Source organism: Marinobacter sp. LA51 (assembly GCF_030297175.1).
Lineage (GTDB): Bacteria > Pseudomonadota > Gammaproteobacteria > Pseudomonadales > Oleiphilaceae > Marinobacter > Marinobacter apostichopi.
Window position 1 is genome coordinate 1,104,722 of record NZ_AP028070.1, and the last position, 13,987, is coordinate 1,118,708.

Genomic DNA, 13,987 nt, shown 5'->3' on the forward strand with positions numbered 1-13,987 from the left:
ATAGTGGACATTCTTCGTCGGTCGAAGGGAGCGCTTTCGCTGACGTTCGATCATCGTATGCCGACCGGCGCTGTAATGATTGACCGATTAACTAATCGTAAATTCGACGGAGGTGGACTCGGCCTATAATAGGCTTGGCATGTTGTCCGTGCACTTACATGGGCATGCCCCGGGGGGGACGTTTGACGACACGCAAGCGAAATATCTGGACGCTTTTCTGGCTCGTGTATGCCGGCGGCCTCGTATTGCTGGCGGCTCTGGTGTCGTCATCCTGGAATGACACCGTTGATCGCTATGAGCGTCATCACCAATCCCGCGCCGAGTTTTTTGCACAATCTGTCTTCAGTATTCTCAGTACTCAGGAGCTGGTACTGGACGTTGTTGGCCGCGAGCTGTTGCGCCGGGGTGAGTTTCCTCAGGTGCCCTATGCGCTGCCACTGCTCGACAGCATTCTGGCCTCCAATCCTTCCATTGCTGGCATCGGGCTGGTGCGGCCAGATGGCCAATTCATTGCATTGAGTTCCAACGTCAATCTGGAACAATTACCCAATCTCCGGGGCTCGGAAATAACGGGCCCCAGTTTTGAACTGACACTCACGGAAGACAAGCTGATCCTGGGTCGGACCTACTTTTTCGAGGCGCTCGAGAAATGGATTATTCCGGTTCGCAAAGCCTTGAGGGACGACAGTGGCGAAGTGGTAATGGTGGTGACCGCCGGTCTCGAAATTGAGAGTGACCGAGGAATCTTTCGCAAGGATCACCACAGCCGCGCGGCCGACAGTTTGATGCTGTTCCGTGAGCGCGATGGTTATCTCCAGTACCTGGACCGGGAAGGGGTTGGCCCGGCGGACTATGCCGCGATTCGACGCACAGAAGAGCAGGCACGTGAGGAAGTGGTACGGCTGGAAAAGCAGACTGGTCGAACCATTGAGGCTATCAAGGCTGATGACGATGCAGTGGTCTTCTATTCCCAGCGTGACAGTGGCAATTACATGGGAGCTGCGGTCTACGATTCCCGCTTCGAGCTGTGGATCATTTCCGAATCCGATATGGCCGGCATTCTCCGGGACTTCTTCGAAGAGTTGGCGATTTATCTGGGTCTGTTCTTCATAGTCTCCGTGTTGCTTTACTTCCTGTTCAATCGCATCGACAAGGTTGAAAAAAAACGTCTGGAGGAACTGTTTCATCAGTCCCGGCACGATGACCTGACAGGTCTGCTCAACCGGGCCGGATTGATCGACCAGATTCACACCCGCATTAACAGTCACCAGCCGTTCAGCATGGCGCTGGTGGACATAGATAATTTCCGTGGCATCAATGATCGGTTCGGTCAGGACTTTGGCGACCGGGTGTTGGCGGAATGGTCTCGCTGCTTGCGGAAGAACGCCGGAGAAGAAGCGGTTGTGGCGAGTCTCGGTGGTGATGAATTTGCTGTTGTCACCCATCTGGGTGAGCCGGAGCAGGTGTCCAACTACTGCTGGCGACTGCTGGCCGACACCAGCCACTGCATCCAGGGCGGTACGCTCGAACTTCAGCTGGGCGCCAGCATTGGCGCAGCCATTTTCCCGGAGAACGGGCATTCGTTCAGCAGCATCGTGCGCAGCGCCCACCTCGCTCTGCACAAGGCGAAACGAAATCGGAATGAGGTGTGCCTGTTCCGAAACGATATCGAAACCGGGTATTTGCGCCGTGTGCACATTGAACAGCGACTTCGGGGGGCAATGGAACCGAACCTGATTTCCATGGCCTATCAGACCCAGGTGGACGCCAACGGACAGGTGATCGGTATGGAAGCCCTGGCCCGATGGTACGACAAGGAACTGGGATACGTGCCGCCTAATGAATTTGTGTCGGTGGCCGAGGCCTCCGGTCTGATGGTTCAGCTGGGCGATTATGTGCTGGATCACAGCCTGGCTGATTTCAGTTTTCTGCCCCGCTCGGAAGAAGCACCGCTGGAGCTGTCCGTAAACATTTCAGTGCTGCAGATCATGCAGCCGGGGTTTGCCGAATCGGTCCTGGGCAAGCTCGACTACCATCAGGTGGCGCCCAGCGAACTGACCCTGGAAATCACCGAAACCCTGTTCATGTCCGGTCACACCAAGATCTTGCCGGTGTTGAACCAACTGCGTAAGGCCGGCATTCGGCTGTCCATGGATGACTTTGGTACCGGTTATTCGTCCTTGAGCTTGTTGCGTACCCTGCCCATCGACGAGCTGAAGATCGATAAATCCTTTATCGATCACATCAGCGCTGATCAGCAATCCCGGAATATGGTCGAGAGTATTGTTGCCATCGCAAGCAACCATGGCCTGGAGCTGGTGGCTGAGGGCGTCGAGCATAAATCCCAGGCTGATGCGCTGATCGCCATGGGATGCCGGCGTTTCCAGGGCTTCTACTTCAGCCGGCCAGTGCCGATTGAGCGGGTTCGGGAGCAGGTCGCCGCTTCTGTGAGCTGAATTTTTTCTGACCTTTTCTGCACTGGGCCGCATGAATATGTTTGTGCCAGCCCTAACCTTCGTTAAGCTCTATCCCCTATAAACCTTAGGACAAGGAATTGCCGAGTAATGAAAGTAAAAGCCCTGCTTGCCGCTGCGCTGATCGCCCTGACTCCGGCTTGGGCAGCAGCCCATGAATTCGTTTCAGAAGCGGTGCACATTGACCATCCATGGAGCCGGCCGACGCCACCGGGCACACCAATGGGGGTAGGCTACCTGGTGATCAAGAACATCAGCGATGCCGACATAACCCTGGTCGGTGCGCAAACCCCGCGTGCGGCAAGTGTCTCGATCCACGAATCCATGATGAATGACGGCATGATGAGCATGCAGCCGCTCAAGAATGGCCTGACCATCCCCTCCGGCGAAACCGTCGAATTAAAGCCTCATGGGTACCACCTGATGCTGGAAAAGCTGAACGGTTCGCTGCAGGAGGGTGAAAGCATTCCGTTGACCCTGAAGTTCATCGGCACTGGCTCGATGGACGTAGAACTCAAGGTAATGAGCCTCGATGGCGATGCCATGAAAATGGAGATGGATCACGCCGGTCATGATATGAAGCAATGATCGTTGCTGCTGGCTGAAGTTCAATCAGTTCTGGTAATGCACTGTTTTTGTGCTAAGCCTTACAAGTGCTCGAAAAATATACATAACAGCATCTTGTGAGGGATCGCCATGTCAGTCAGGGATCGATTGTTGTTGACGTTATTTCTGGTGGGGATTTCGCCGGTTATTGTGATGGCGTCGTTTAGTCTGATTGAGGCCAGCGGCGCCATAGAGAAACAGGCGTTCTCCAAGCTGGAAATGTTGCGCACTCTCGAAAAAGAGGCTGTCGACAGATACCTGGGCGTGATTCGCGACCAGGCAAGTTCGATGGCCAGAAGTGAGATGACCCAGAACGCGCTTCGGGATTTCTCGGAGGGTTTTCGGCTTTACCAGACAGGACGTGGAGGAACCGGCCCGGATTCTGCGCTACGCAACTACTATGAACGCGAATTCCTGCCGAATTACAGAGAACAGACAGACGGCAGTCAAACCGATGTAAATGCCATCTTGTCGGCAATCGACCCGGCCGGCCTGGCTCTGCAGGCTGATTACATCGCCAATAACCCGCACCCACTTGGCCAAAAAGACAAGCTCGGAGCCGCCGACAACGGCGGGGCGTATAACCAGGCGCACGACGCCTGGCATCCGTTCTATCGCGATTACATCCAGCGCTTTGGCTACTATGACCTGTTCCTGATCAGTCCGGACCAGGGCCAGGTCGTGTACTCCGTGTTCAAGGAAATAGACTATGCGACGTCCCTGACTAAGGGGCCGTTTCGCACCTCCCCCTTGGCTACAGCCTATCGGAGGGCTTTGCAACAAGGGCCCGAAGCTGAGCCGGTTGTCGTAGATTTCACCCCCTACCTCCCATCCTATGAGGCGCCGGCCGGTTTTATTGCCACGCCGGTTTTTAACGGCGATGAGCTGATCGGTGTTCTCGCGTTTCAATTTCCATTGGGCCGAATCAACGAGCTGATGAGTAAAAAAACCGGCCTGGGCGAGACCGGCGAGACCTACCTTGTGGGCCCGGACTACCTGATGCGTTCTGATTCTCACCGCACGCCGGACACCCACAGTGTGGTGGCATCGTTCCGGCAACCCAAGCTCGGGGCGATCAAGACTGAGCCCGTGAAAAAAGCGCTTGGGGGCGAGGAAGGCAGCGGGGTCTTCGAGGGGCGCCACGGTGAAAGTATGCTGGTAGCCTACGCGCCGATTGATGCTGCTGGAATTGATTGGGCCGTTGTTGCCGAGGTGGATAAAGCTGCTGCCTTTGCGCCAGTGACTGCGTTGATCTGGAAGGCCATTGGGATTGTGGTGGTGCTGGTGCTCCTGGTGCTTGCTGTCACCCTCTACACAACGCGCAAGATCGTTCGGCCATTGGGTGGCGAGCCTTCAATGTTGGCAGAGATTGCGCAGAAGATTGCCGAGGGTGACCTTCGACAAAAGCTCGACGATGGCAAGGCCAAAACGGGGGTTCTTGATGCCATGCGCCGGATGTCGGGGAGCTTGAGCCGCATTATTGACCAGATTACCAACGCCTCTGAACATCAGGCTTCGTCGGCCCAGGAATTGGCTGCCGTGACAACGCAAACCAAAAGAAATGTCCAGCTGCAGAACGAACAAACGGAACAGGTGGCTGCGGCAGTTGAGGAGATGACGGCGGCCGTTGCCGAAGTCTCGCGGAATACCAGCGAAACGGCAGAGGCGGCAAAGACGACCCAGGTGGTCGTTAACCGGGGCACCCAGCAGATGGAAGTCGCCCAGAATCAGATGCGAGAAATGGCAGCAGACCTCGAGGAGGCTGACCGGACCATCCAGACCCTGCGGCAGGACATGGAGGGCATCACCAAGATTCTCGATACCATTACGGGTATTGCAGAGCAGACCAACCTGCTGGCGCTCAACGCAGCCATCGAGGCTGCACGGGCAGGGGAGCAAGGCCGTGGATTTGCGGTAGTGGCTGATGAAGTGCGGAACCTGGCGAGCAATACCCGTAACGCAACCGATGAGATCAGCCAGACGATTCATTCACTGGTGACGTCTTCGGAATCGGCGTCTTCGACGACCGCGCGCTGCAGTGGTCAGGCCCAGGCTATTTGCCTGAAAGCCAGCGAATCCATGAACGAGCTTCGCGAGGCCCTGGCGTCAGTGGATCGGATAGTCGAGATGACCACTCAGGTGGCGAGCGCGTCCGAGCAGCAGTCGCTGACGGCGGAACAGATCACGGAGAGCGTGGGGACGATATCGAGCATGTCCGCAGAAACCGAATCGGCCATTGCTCAGATATCCCAGGCCAGTGAGGAATTGGCGAATCTGTCGGAACAGATGAAGGCCAATGTCGCGACATTTAAAACCCGCTAGGCGTATGCTTATTCATCGAGCTGCACCATCTTTTGATTGGAGACGCAGACGCACTGGAATCCCAAGAGGGGCGAGCGCCAGCGGAGATTAGGTAAGGGCTATGGTTCCAGAAGCAATGTACCTCGTTCTCGCGGACTCGCTTCTGGTCCTGCATGTGGCCTTTGTTGCTTATGTGGTGCTCGGCCTGCTACTGATCTACCTGGGCCATTTTCTGAGCTGGTCCTGGGTGCGCAACCTCTGGTTTCGGACCACCCACCTGATTGCCATTGGTATCGTTGTTGTCCAGTCCTGGCTGGGCGTTATCTGCCCGTTAACCACGTGGGAGATGGCGCTGCGCAGCCGGGCTGGCGATGCCAGCTATGAAGGATCATTCGTCCAGCATTGGCTCCATGCCATTCTTTATTTCAGCGCGCCCGAGTGGGTGTTCATACTGAGTTACAGTGTGTTCGGCGCTCTGGTCATACTGAGCTGGTTTGTCATCCGGCCCCGTTAATCGGATTTCGAGTAAAACGCAATCATCGGGTCGATCCGGTAGAAATCGCAGAGCACGCCATACACTGCCGGCTGAGTGTCCTTGAGGTGCGCGGGTTGCTGGAAGAAGGCCTCAGTGAGCACTGCAAAGAATTCAGCTGGCTGGGTGGCGCCGTAAGGGTCGAGCCAGCTTTGATGGTGATGCCGGAGGGAGCGGCGCAGGTGCTCGTAGGCTTCGGTCATGGTGTGGAGCCACTGCTCGGCTTGCTGCCCACTGAGTGGCGGGGCGCCGTCGGCGGTGCCGTCGAGGTAGTCGAGCTGATGGGCAAATTCATGCAGAACAACGTTGTGGGGCTCGTCTGGGTGCCGGGCACCGTCCTCGCACTCTGACCACGCCAGTACCACCTGGCCCCGGGAGGATGCTTCGCCGGCCCGGACCTGTTCGTCTTCACTCACCACCATCCCGTCGCTTTCCGTAGCCTGCACCCGGTAGATGTTCGGGTAGACCAGAATGCTGCGTACTTCATCGTAGTCACTGAATGAACGGGCAAGGATCAGCAGGCAGGCATGTCCGGCGATGGTTACTCGAACCTCGTCGTCTACCTCAAATCCGTCGCAGCCGTAAAATTCCTTTTCAGCCAGAAACAGTTGAACATGTTGCTCGAGGCGCTGTTGCTGTTCTGACGCCAGTCGCCGGTAAAGCGGAACGTTGGTGTGCAGCAGGGCGCGCCAGGAAGTAGGGAAGGGCTGCTCCAGCTCCCGCTGCCGGCGCCAGCCGCGGTAGAAGAACAGGTAAAAGACGGACAGTGAAATGAGTGTTACTGCAAACAGCGCAAATACAAACAGGGCTGACATTCCGTATGATTCCAGTCCGGGTGGGCGTTTCGCCATCTTACCTTATACAAACCTTTGGAGGTTGCTATGTCTGAGAAACGGACCGTTGTAATCACCGGCGCCAACCGCGGCATTGGCCTTGAGCTGACCCGGTACTATGCCGGTGAAGGTTGTGACGTGATCGGTGTGTGCCGCGAGGCGTCGGCCGAGCTGACCGCGGCAGCTGCAAGAGTGATTGAGGGCATTGATGTGACCAAGGATGCCGGGGTCGACAAGCTCATGGATGCCCTGGCAGGCGAGCGCATTGACCTGCTAATCAACAACGCCGGCCTGTTGCAGGATGAAAAGCTCGGTAGCATCGATTTCGACTCAATTCGCATCCAGATGGAAATCAACGCCTACGCACCGCTGCGAGTCACCGAGGCCCTGGTGTCGCAGATTCCGTCCGGCGGCAAGATCGCCAACATCACCAGTCGCATGGGCTCAATCGCCGATAATGATTCTGGCGGCCGTTACGGTTACCGCGCCTCAAAGGCAGCACTAAACGCCTTTGGCAAATCCCTGGCCATGGACCTGAAGCCTCGGGGCATTGCTGTTGCCCAGCTGCACCCGGGCTATGTCCAGACACGGATGGTGAATTTTGGTGGCCTGATTACGCCCGAGGAGTCGGCCAAGGGGCTGGCGGCGCGTATCGAAGGCCTGAACCTGGAGAATACGGGATCGTTCTGGCACAGCAACGGCGAAGCACTGCCATGGTAAAGTGTCGCGGCACCTTTCCCCTCCCTATCCGCCACTGAGGTTTTTATGGCCCGTTTCGAGCTGCTAGGCACAGCAACCATTCCCGGCAAGGGAACCCAGCTGCGTTTGTTGCAGCGTAACGATGAGTTTTCCATCAAGATTGCGGGCAGTACCGGCGAGTTGATGAACAGCCGTTTACACGGCTCCGAAGATGCGCTGGCAACGCTACCGTGCGAACGCATTGCTGACCACCCGGCACCGCGAGTGCTGATAGGCGGGCTGGGCATGGGGTATACCCTGGCGGCGGCGCTGCAATCCCTGGGTGAGACCGCCGAGGTGACCGTCGCTGAGCTGGTGCCCGAGGTGAAAGATTGGAACCTGGGGCCTCTTGGTGGGGCGGCGGGTTACCCGCTGAAAGACCCCAGGGCTCGGGTTCATATTGGCGATGTGGTGCAGTTGATCAAGGAGTCGCCGGCCAGCTACGATGCCATTCTGCTGGATATTGATAACGGCCCCGAAGGTCTCACCCGCAAGGAAAACGACTGGCTCTACACCACGGCAGGTATTGCCGCAGCCCAGGCTGCACTGCGGCCGGATGGCGTTCTGGCGTATTGGTCAGCGGGGCAGGATCCGGCGTTCACGGAGCGTCTAAAGCGGGCAGGGTTGTCGGTTGAGCCGATTACGGTGCGGGCGCATCGCCCCGGAAAAGGGGCGAAGCACGTTATCTGGCTGGCTTGGTAAAGCCGGTCAGGTGTCTTCCTCTTCCATCTGCTGGCGTTCCAAGCGCTCCTGCTCTTCCAGCTTTGCCGCGTCGATCACGGCCATGAGTTCGTCGACATCGGCGCTGTGGGTGTCGTGTTCGAAGCAGCCGGTCAGCTTGCTGTCCGGGCGCAGGTCGCCGCTTTCATAAAGGGCCCAGATTTCCTTGGCATAATCGGTCAGGAGCAGGTCCGGGGCATAGCGGCCAAAATGGCGGCGCATGTTGTCGACATCCCGTTCCAGCATGCGCTCGGCATTGTTGTTGCCCGCGGCATTGACGGCCTGAGGCAAGTCAATGATGACCGGGCCCTGGGCATCAACCAACACATTGAACTCAGACAGGTCGCCGTGGATCAGGCCAGCGTCGAGCATGCGGACAATCTCGGCGATGACTTGCTCGTGATACTCCCGGGCAACTTCTGGCGTCAGGGTGACATCGTCCAGCCTGGGCGCAGCTTGACCGTCCTCATCGGCAATCATTTCCATCAGTAGCACGCCATCCACGAACCCCAGGGGTTGCGGCACCCGCACGCCGGCAGACGCAAGGCGATAGAGGGCGTCCACCTCGGCGTTCAGCCAGGCATCTTCCTGCTCTTTCTGGCCATACCGGGTTTTCTTGCTCATGGCTCGGGCGCGGCGGCTGTTGCGTACTTTGCGACCTTCCTGGTATTCCACTGCTTGCTTGAAACTGCGTTTCTGGGCTTCCTTGAATACCTTGGCACAACGCAACTGGTCGCCACAGCGAACCACGTATACCTGGGCTTCCTTCCCGCTCATAAGCTGGTACATCACTTCATCCACCATGCCGTCGTCGACAAGGGGCTGTAATCTCTTCGGTACTTTCATAGCGCCTTTCTGATTAACAGTATGCAGGCCCGCCGCGCGCTTGGGCCCTTGGCAGGGTCAAGTTGAGGCAGGGGATAACTGGATTGAAGCATAGCTTACTTGAGTCAGCGCACCACAAACACTGAAATATCGCTGTGCTTCACAATGTTGCCAGCGTTGGAATGGAGGATATGCAGGCGGTCTCCCACTCCGGGGGCGTGTGAGGCCATAACGATGAGATCGGCGCCGGTATCCTTGATGGCGTCAAGGAGTTTGTGGTCGAGCTCTACGGCGGTGTCGGGTGTCGCCAGCACTTCACTGCTGGTGCGCAGGCCATGGGATTTACCCTGTTCTTCGGCAAAAACCTGAAGTTTATCGGCGAGTTCCTTGGGATTGTGCGCCGCGGCACCGGGAGTAGTGTTGGTTACGGTGACGTAGCAGACGGCGGCATTGTAGTGCTTGGCAATATCGACGGCTGTGTTCAATGCTTTCGAGAGCTTCTCGGTATGTGCCAGATCAACGGGCACCAGAATCTTGCTGTACATGATCCCTCCCTGCATTGCGTGTCGTGCAATCATTCATGTTACGAGCTTACTCTAAGCATGGCACGGGCTAGGGGATCTGCAAAAAAAGGGCATAAAAAAAGGCAGCCGAAGCTGCCTTTTTTCGCGGTTATTGCTTAATCCGTTAAGGATTACAGAGCAACAACGTTCTCCGCCTGAGGACCTTTCTGGCCCTGAGTCACGGTGAACTCAACTTCTTGGCCTTCGGCCAGAGTCTTGAAACCACCGCCTTGAATAGCGCTGTAGTGAACGAATACGTCCGGGCCGCCTTCACGAGTGATGAAACCAAAACCTTTCGCTTCGTTGAAGAACTTAACGTTGCCGGTAACTGTAGACATATTAAACTTTCCTGAATTTGATCTTTTAAATGTGCCGTCAGACTATCGTTGTGATATCCGATCAGCATTGTGCGGGAAACAAAAAACTGGCGTGATCAAAAACAGGACGTACGACTTATTACAGCTACAATGCGTCTTATTGATGAAATGCTTTGCTAAATCTTTCCAACGGCAGCTACATTACCTTACAAGTTTCCAAATGCAAAGGACTTTCTCATAAGCATAAACCCGTGGACGTGCGAATCTCCGCGGTCAGGCTGTCCAGCCGGCAGGGTCTGGCGATACCAAAGCCCTGGGCGTAATCCACCTGTACCTCCCGCAGGGTTTCCATGATCTCCATGTTTTCCACGTATTCGGCGATTGTTTTCAGATCGAGAAAATGACAAAGCTCGTTAATCGACCGCACCATGGCGTAGTTGGTGAGATTGGTCGCCATGTCCTTCACAAAGATGCCGTCGATCTTCACGTAATCAACCGGCAGCTTCTGCAGGTAGGCATAGGATGAAAGGCCGGTGCCAAAATCATCCAATGCAAACCGACAGTCCAGGCGCTTCAGTTCGCGCATGAAGTCGGCGGCGTAGTGCAGGTTGGCGACAGCAGAAGTCTCCGTCACTTCAAAGCAGATTTTCGGGGTCAGGTTTCGATTGGCCCTCAGTAGTGCTTCCAGGTCCAGCATGAACCGGTCGTCACTGAGCGACGCGCCGGACAGGTTGACGTTGAGCGTATCAATCCCTTCCAGAATGTCTGGGTTGCCGTTCATCCAAGCGAGTACTTCCTGCACCACCCACAGATCCACCCGGGTACTGCGCCGGAATTTCTCGGCCGCTTCGATATACGCCTGCGGCGAGATCTGGTTTCCGGCTGAGTCCGTGAGCCCAAGGAGAAGCTCGTAGGATTTGCCGCCCGTTACCGTATCAATCAACGGCACAATCGGCTGGGCGCGAATGAACAGGCTGCCGTCGTTGATGCTGCGATCGATTTCGGATACCCATTGCGGTGTCTCCGGTTTGGCCAGCGTACTCGAGCTCTTGACCAGTTCCACTCGGTTTCCACCCAACCGTTTCACTGATTTCAGTGACAGACTGGCTGAGTTCAGCAGGTCTCCAGCCGACGACTCTGCGGTATCTGTAATAGGGCACACGCTCACACTCAGGGTTGCCTTATACGCAGCGTCGTCATGGGTGAATTCCTGATCCTCGAACGCCTGGCGTAGGTGCTCGGCAAAATCCAGGCTCTCCTCAATGGCCGTGCCATCGATCAGGATGGCAAATTCGTTGCCGCTGATTCGGCCAGCATGGGGCTCCGGTTGATGCGACGCACAGTGTTTCTGTACCAACGCGCCTGTGGCCTCAAGCAGTTTGTCACCGGCCTTGGCGCCGTAGGTAGAGTTAATGACGCTGAACTCGTCGATATCGAGAACCACAAGTGCCCCGTTACCATCAGCGATCGCACCTCGGGCTAGCACCGCGGACACCAGTTTTTCGAAGTCATGGCGACGCATGCATTTAGTCAGGGCGTCGTGCGTTGCCTCGAAATTGAGCCGGCGATAAACGTCCTGAACCATGTTGAACAGGCTCTGGTCGACAAAGGGAATATCGCCTTCTTCAATCAGGGACGCGGTTCCCAGGCGCAGCTTTTGCACAAACTCCTGAAAATCAAAGCTGATTTCACTCATGCCCGTGGGCGACAGGAAAACAAAGCGCAGCACATCTTCACCGCCCCACACCAGTCGTAGTTTGCGGGTTTCGCCGGAGTCCAGTGTGATCTCGACCCAGTCGCCGACGGTCAGTTCACGAGCCCGTTTGGCCCAGCGGTCAGTCTTTGCTTCGGACGGCTCCGGCTCGGGTTTCGGCTTTTCGCCATAAACCTCCAGGTATGCGGTGGTGATGCTTTTCTGTCGCTGAAGTTGTCCGGTTAGCTCAGTCATCAATGACTGGAAACGCGCAATGTCGCCAACGGTACGAAGCTCTCGGTCAATGAACCTCAGAACATTGGCGCTCTCCAGCTCCCGCTCGAATGCCAGCTCATCATCTGGTGCATCCAGAGAGTCCGGGGTGAGCCAGCTCTTCAGGAGCTTCACAACTTCCAGCAACTCACCGTAGTAATGACTGCCCGGGCCCTCCCGCAGGAGTGCGAGCACCATCAGCTGTTCCCACCCGGCCGCAAGTAATGTCAGCAGTACCGTTGGAATCTCCTGGCCGCCGACAATGGTATTGAGTTCCTGCTGTACCAGATTGCGGGTCTTTTTGAGCCGCTCTTTACCTTCCAGTGTCTTGGCGAGCCGTTCGGAATTCCTCACGAAGGACTGGTCCTGCCGCTCAACCAGGGTTTTGAGCTTGCCGTTAAGAAGCTGGAGCTGTTCGGAATCCAGGTTCTCGGCGTTGATGAGGTCTTCAATGATGCCGGAGACGGTGGTCTCCAGATTTTTGGTGGACGCGCGTTCAGCCAGACACAGTCGCATGAGGTCGTTCAGGATTTCGCGCGCGGGATGGTCCTCGTCATTGAGGAACTCGGGGGTATCGAGCAATGCCTCAAAAACCGGGAGCTTCAACTGCTCCAACTTGTCCCGCAATCCGCCCGAAATTCGCTGCTGGGTTTGCAGTGGCGCGAACAGCTGATCCACAAGGCTGGCCTTTGCCAGCGTCGGCTCATCAACCGAGTTGCCAAAATCCGGATCCGCCTCTGCCAGCTCCCTTAGGGCCTGGCTGAGCTCTGGTTGTGAGGTCTGCAGTTTCTCAAGCAAGTCAGACCGTCTCGGTTTTAGGTCGGCGCAGAACTGAGGGCTTGATTGCTGCCAGCCGACCAGATCGGCATCGCCTCCGTGTGCAAGTCCCATCAGCCGGAACAGCGACTGGTCCGGGGTGTGGGCTTGATGGTGATCGGGTTGCGAGGGGGCAAAATGTTCGTCGGTATCAAACTCGGTGTCGTCTTCGGCCGTGTCCGCCGCCCGTTCGGTCTCGACACTGCTGGCTCCCCGTGCCGACCAGTTTGGTGGCAGTTGTGCAAAGCCGATGGTATTTAATCCGTTGTGGGCGCAGTCATCTATGAGGGCTCTCATAGAGGGCGCCCACACCTCCCGCAGCGACGATTCGAATGCGGAATAGATGGTGTGGCGGTGTTCGTTGGCGATGCCCAGACGATCGATTGCGTACTGCAGGCACGTGCACAGGGCGCCAGGAGTAAGTGGATTGTTGGACTCGGTAATGTCCTTACGGAAGATCTGATTCAGTAGTTGGTGCAGAGCAAACAGGATGTCGGATTGCTCGCCCGCCAGTCGCGCGGCAACGGTCTGAAGGTCCAGCCAGTCCTCGAATGCTTGCTGTTGAAGGACGTGAAGTTCCGCCCCTTGTCCCTGCTCGCCACGGTTGTCGGATATTTTCGTGTTGTTGCCAGTGAATCTCGCCTCGAAATCCTGGCAGATCTGGGGCTGGCGGCTGGCAAAAATAAACCGCATGTCCTTTAGACGGGTGATTTCCCGCATCTCCGCGGCATTTTCGAGTTCTTGCTCGATCATTTTCCCGGCGGTATCCAGGAAGTCGGGCAGCAATCGCTCAAGCAGGTGTATGGCGTGTTGCTGGTAAAGACGTTTCAGGCCATCCATTGAGGCCTTGTCCGCAAGCACATATCGCCGACCTATTACCTCATGCGGCGCGTTGAGGTTGGCAAGCACGCTGGCGGAGGGCTTGGCCGTCAGAACAAGCGTTTTACCCGCGCTGGCGCGCAGAATGCCCCTTAAATGCAGCCGGGAATCCAGGCCGCCGCTTCCAAGGATGTGCAAATCAACCTTGCCAGGATCGCCCGAGGCAAAGCGGCTGATCACTGCAGGGGAGGTCAGTTGACTGATATAGAGCAGAGCCGTGTCGCCCTCCACCTCAATGCGAGAGACAACGCAACCACAGGGATTCAGTGCCGGGCAGACGAGAAGTGCATCCTGCAGGAGCTTCGTACTTTTTACCCTTCGGGCTGAGATCATTACCGCCTTCCTGAGCAGCGATGCGTCGGAACATACGAGTGTGAACTTGTTTTCAGATTAATGGCATAGTCGCAGAATGCAAAA

Annotated in this window: 11 protein-coding genes; 6 read left to right on the forward strand and 5 right to left on the reverse strand. The window is 56.6% G+C overall.

Annotation, left to right across the window (positions count from 1 at the left end; all coding sequences use genetic code 11):
- Nucleotides 1-182 precede the first annotated feature (182 nt).
- The 4 genes from QUE89_RS05060 to QUE89_RS05075 all read left to right on the forward strand — a co-directional run bounded on the left by QUE89_RS05060 (nucleotide 183) and on the right by QUE89_RS05075 (nucleotide 5,895).
- Nucleotides 183-2,456, forward strand: coding sequence for a bifunctional diguanylate cyclase/phosphodiesterase (locus QUE89_RS05060; protein ID WP_286222129.1), 2,274 nt, complete (start codon nucleotides 183-185; stop codon nucleotides 2,454-2,456).
- 108 nt (nucleotides 2,457-2,564) lie between these two features.
- A complete protein-coding gene (locus QUE89_RS05065; protein WP_286222130.1) occupies nucleotides 2,565-3,062 on the forward strand; it encodes a copper chaperone PCu(A)C in 498 nt (165 codons plus the stop codon).
- 108 nt (nucleotides 3,063-3,170) lie between these two features.
- A complete protein-coding gene (locus QUE89_RS05070) occupies nucleotides 3,171-5,402 on the forward strand; it encodes a methyl-accepting chemotaxis protein (protein ID WP_286222131.1) in 2,232 nt (743 codons plus the stop codon).
- A 100-nt stretch (nucleotides 5,403-5,502) separates the two neighbouring features.
- Nucleotides 5,503-5,895 carry a DUF2784 domain-containing protein gene (locus QUE89_RS05075; protein ID WP_286222132.1) on the forward strand — a complete coding sequence of 131 codons (393 nt, stop codon included), beginning with the start codon at nucleotides 5,503-5,505 and terminating at the stop codon, nucleotides 5,893-5,895.
- Here the strand turns inward: QUE89_RS05075 and QUE89_RS05080 are convergent.
- On the reverse strand, nucleotides 5,892-6,728 hold the full coding sequence (locus tag QUE89_RS05080; protein ID WP_286222134.1) for a M90 family metallopeptidase: 837 nt from the start codon (nucleotides 6,726-6,728) through the stop codon (nucleotides 5,892-5,894). The two genes, QUE89_RS05075 and QUE89_RS05080, sit on opposite strands and share 4 nt — an antisense overlap.
- 66 nt (nucleotides 6,729-6,794) lie before the next feature.
- Here QUE89_RS05080 and QUE89_RS05085 point away from each other — a divergent pair, with 66 nt between their 5' ends.
- Together QUE89_RS05085 and QUE89_RS05090 are read left to right on the forward strand one after the other, a co-directional pair.
- Nucleotides 6,795-7,466, forward strand: a complete 672-nt coding sequence (locus tag QUE89_RS05085; RefSeq protein ID WP_286222135.1) for an SDR family oxidoreductase — start codon at nucleotides 6,795-6,797, stop codon at nucleotides 7,464-7,466.
- Between the two features lie 45 nt (nucleotides 7,467-7,511).
- A complete protein-coding gene (locus QUE89_RS05090; protein ID WP_286222136.1) occupies nucleotides 7,512-8,186 on the forward strand; it encodes a spermidine synthase in 675 nt (224 codons plus the stop codon).
- A 6-nt stretch (nucleotides 8,187-8,192) separates the two neighbouring features.
- Here the strand turns inward: QUE89_RS05090 and QUE89_RS05095 are convergent, their stop codons facing one another.
- The 4 genes from QUE89_RS05095 to QUE89_RS05110 all read right to left on the reverse strand — a co-directional run bounded on the left by QUE89_RS05095 (nucleotide 8,193) and on the right by QUE89_RS05110 (nucleotide 13,903).
- Nucleotides 8,193-9,050, reverse strand: coding sequence for a PA4780 family RIO1-like protein kinase (locus QUE89_RS05095; RefSeq protein ID WP_286222137.1), 858 nt, complete (start codon nucleotides 9,048-9,050; stop codon nucleotides 8,193-8,195).
- Between the two features lie 104 nt (nucleotides 9,051-9,154).
- Complete coding sequence (locus QUE89_RS05100) at nucleotides 9,155-9,574, reverse strand: universal stress protein (protein ID WP_286222138.1); 420 nt, start codon at nucleotides 9,572-9,574, stop codon at nucleotides 9,155-9,157.
- 149 nt (nucleotides 9,575-9,723) lie between these two features.
- Nucleotides 9,724-9,930 (reverse strand): cold-shock protein, encoded by a 207-nt coding sequence (locus QUE89_RS05105; protein ID WP_036130097.1) that lies wholly within the window; start codon nucleotides 9,928-9,930, stop codon nucleotides 9,724-9,726.
- Nucleotides 9,931-10,144: 214 nt separating this feature from the next.
- Entirely contained in the window at nucleotides 10,145-13,903 is a 3,759-nt protein-coding gene (locus tag QUE89_RS05110; RefSeq protein ID WP_286222139.1) for a DUF1631 family protein, read from the reverse strand.
- Nucleotides 13,904-13,987 lie beyond the last annotated feature (84 nt).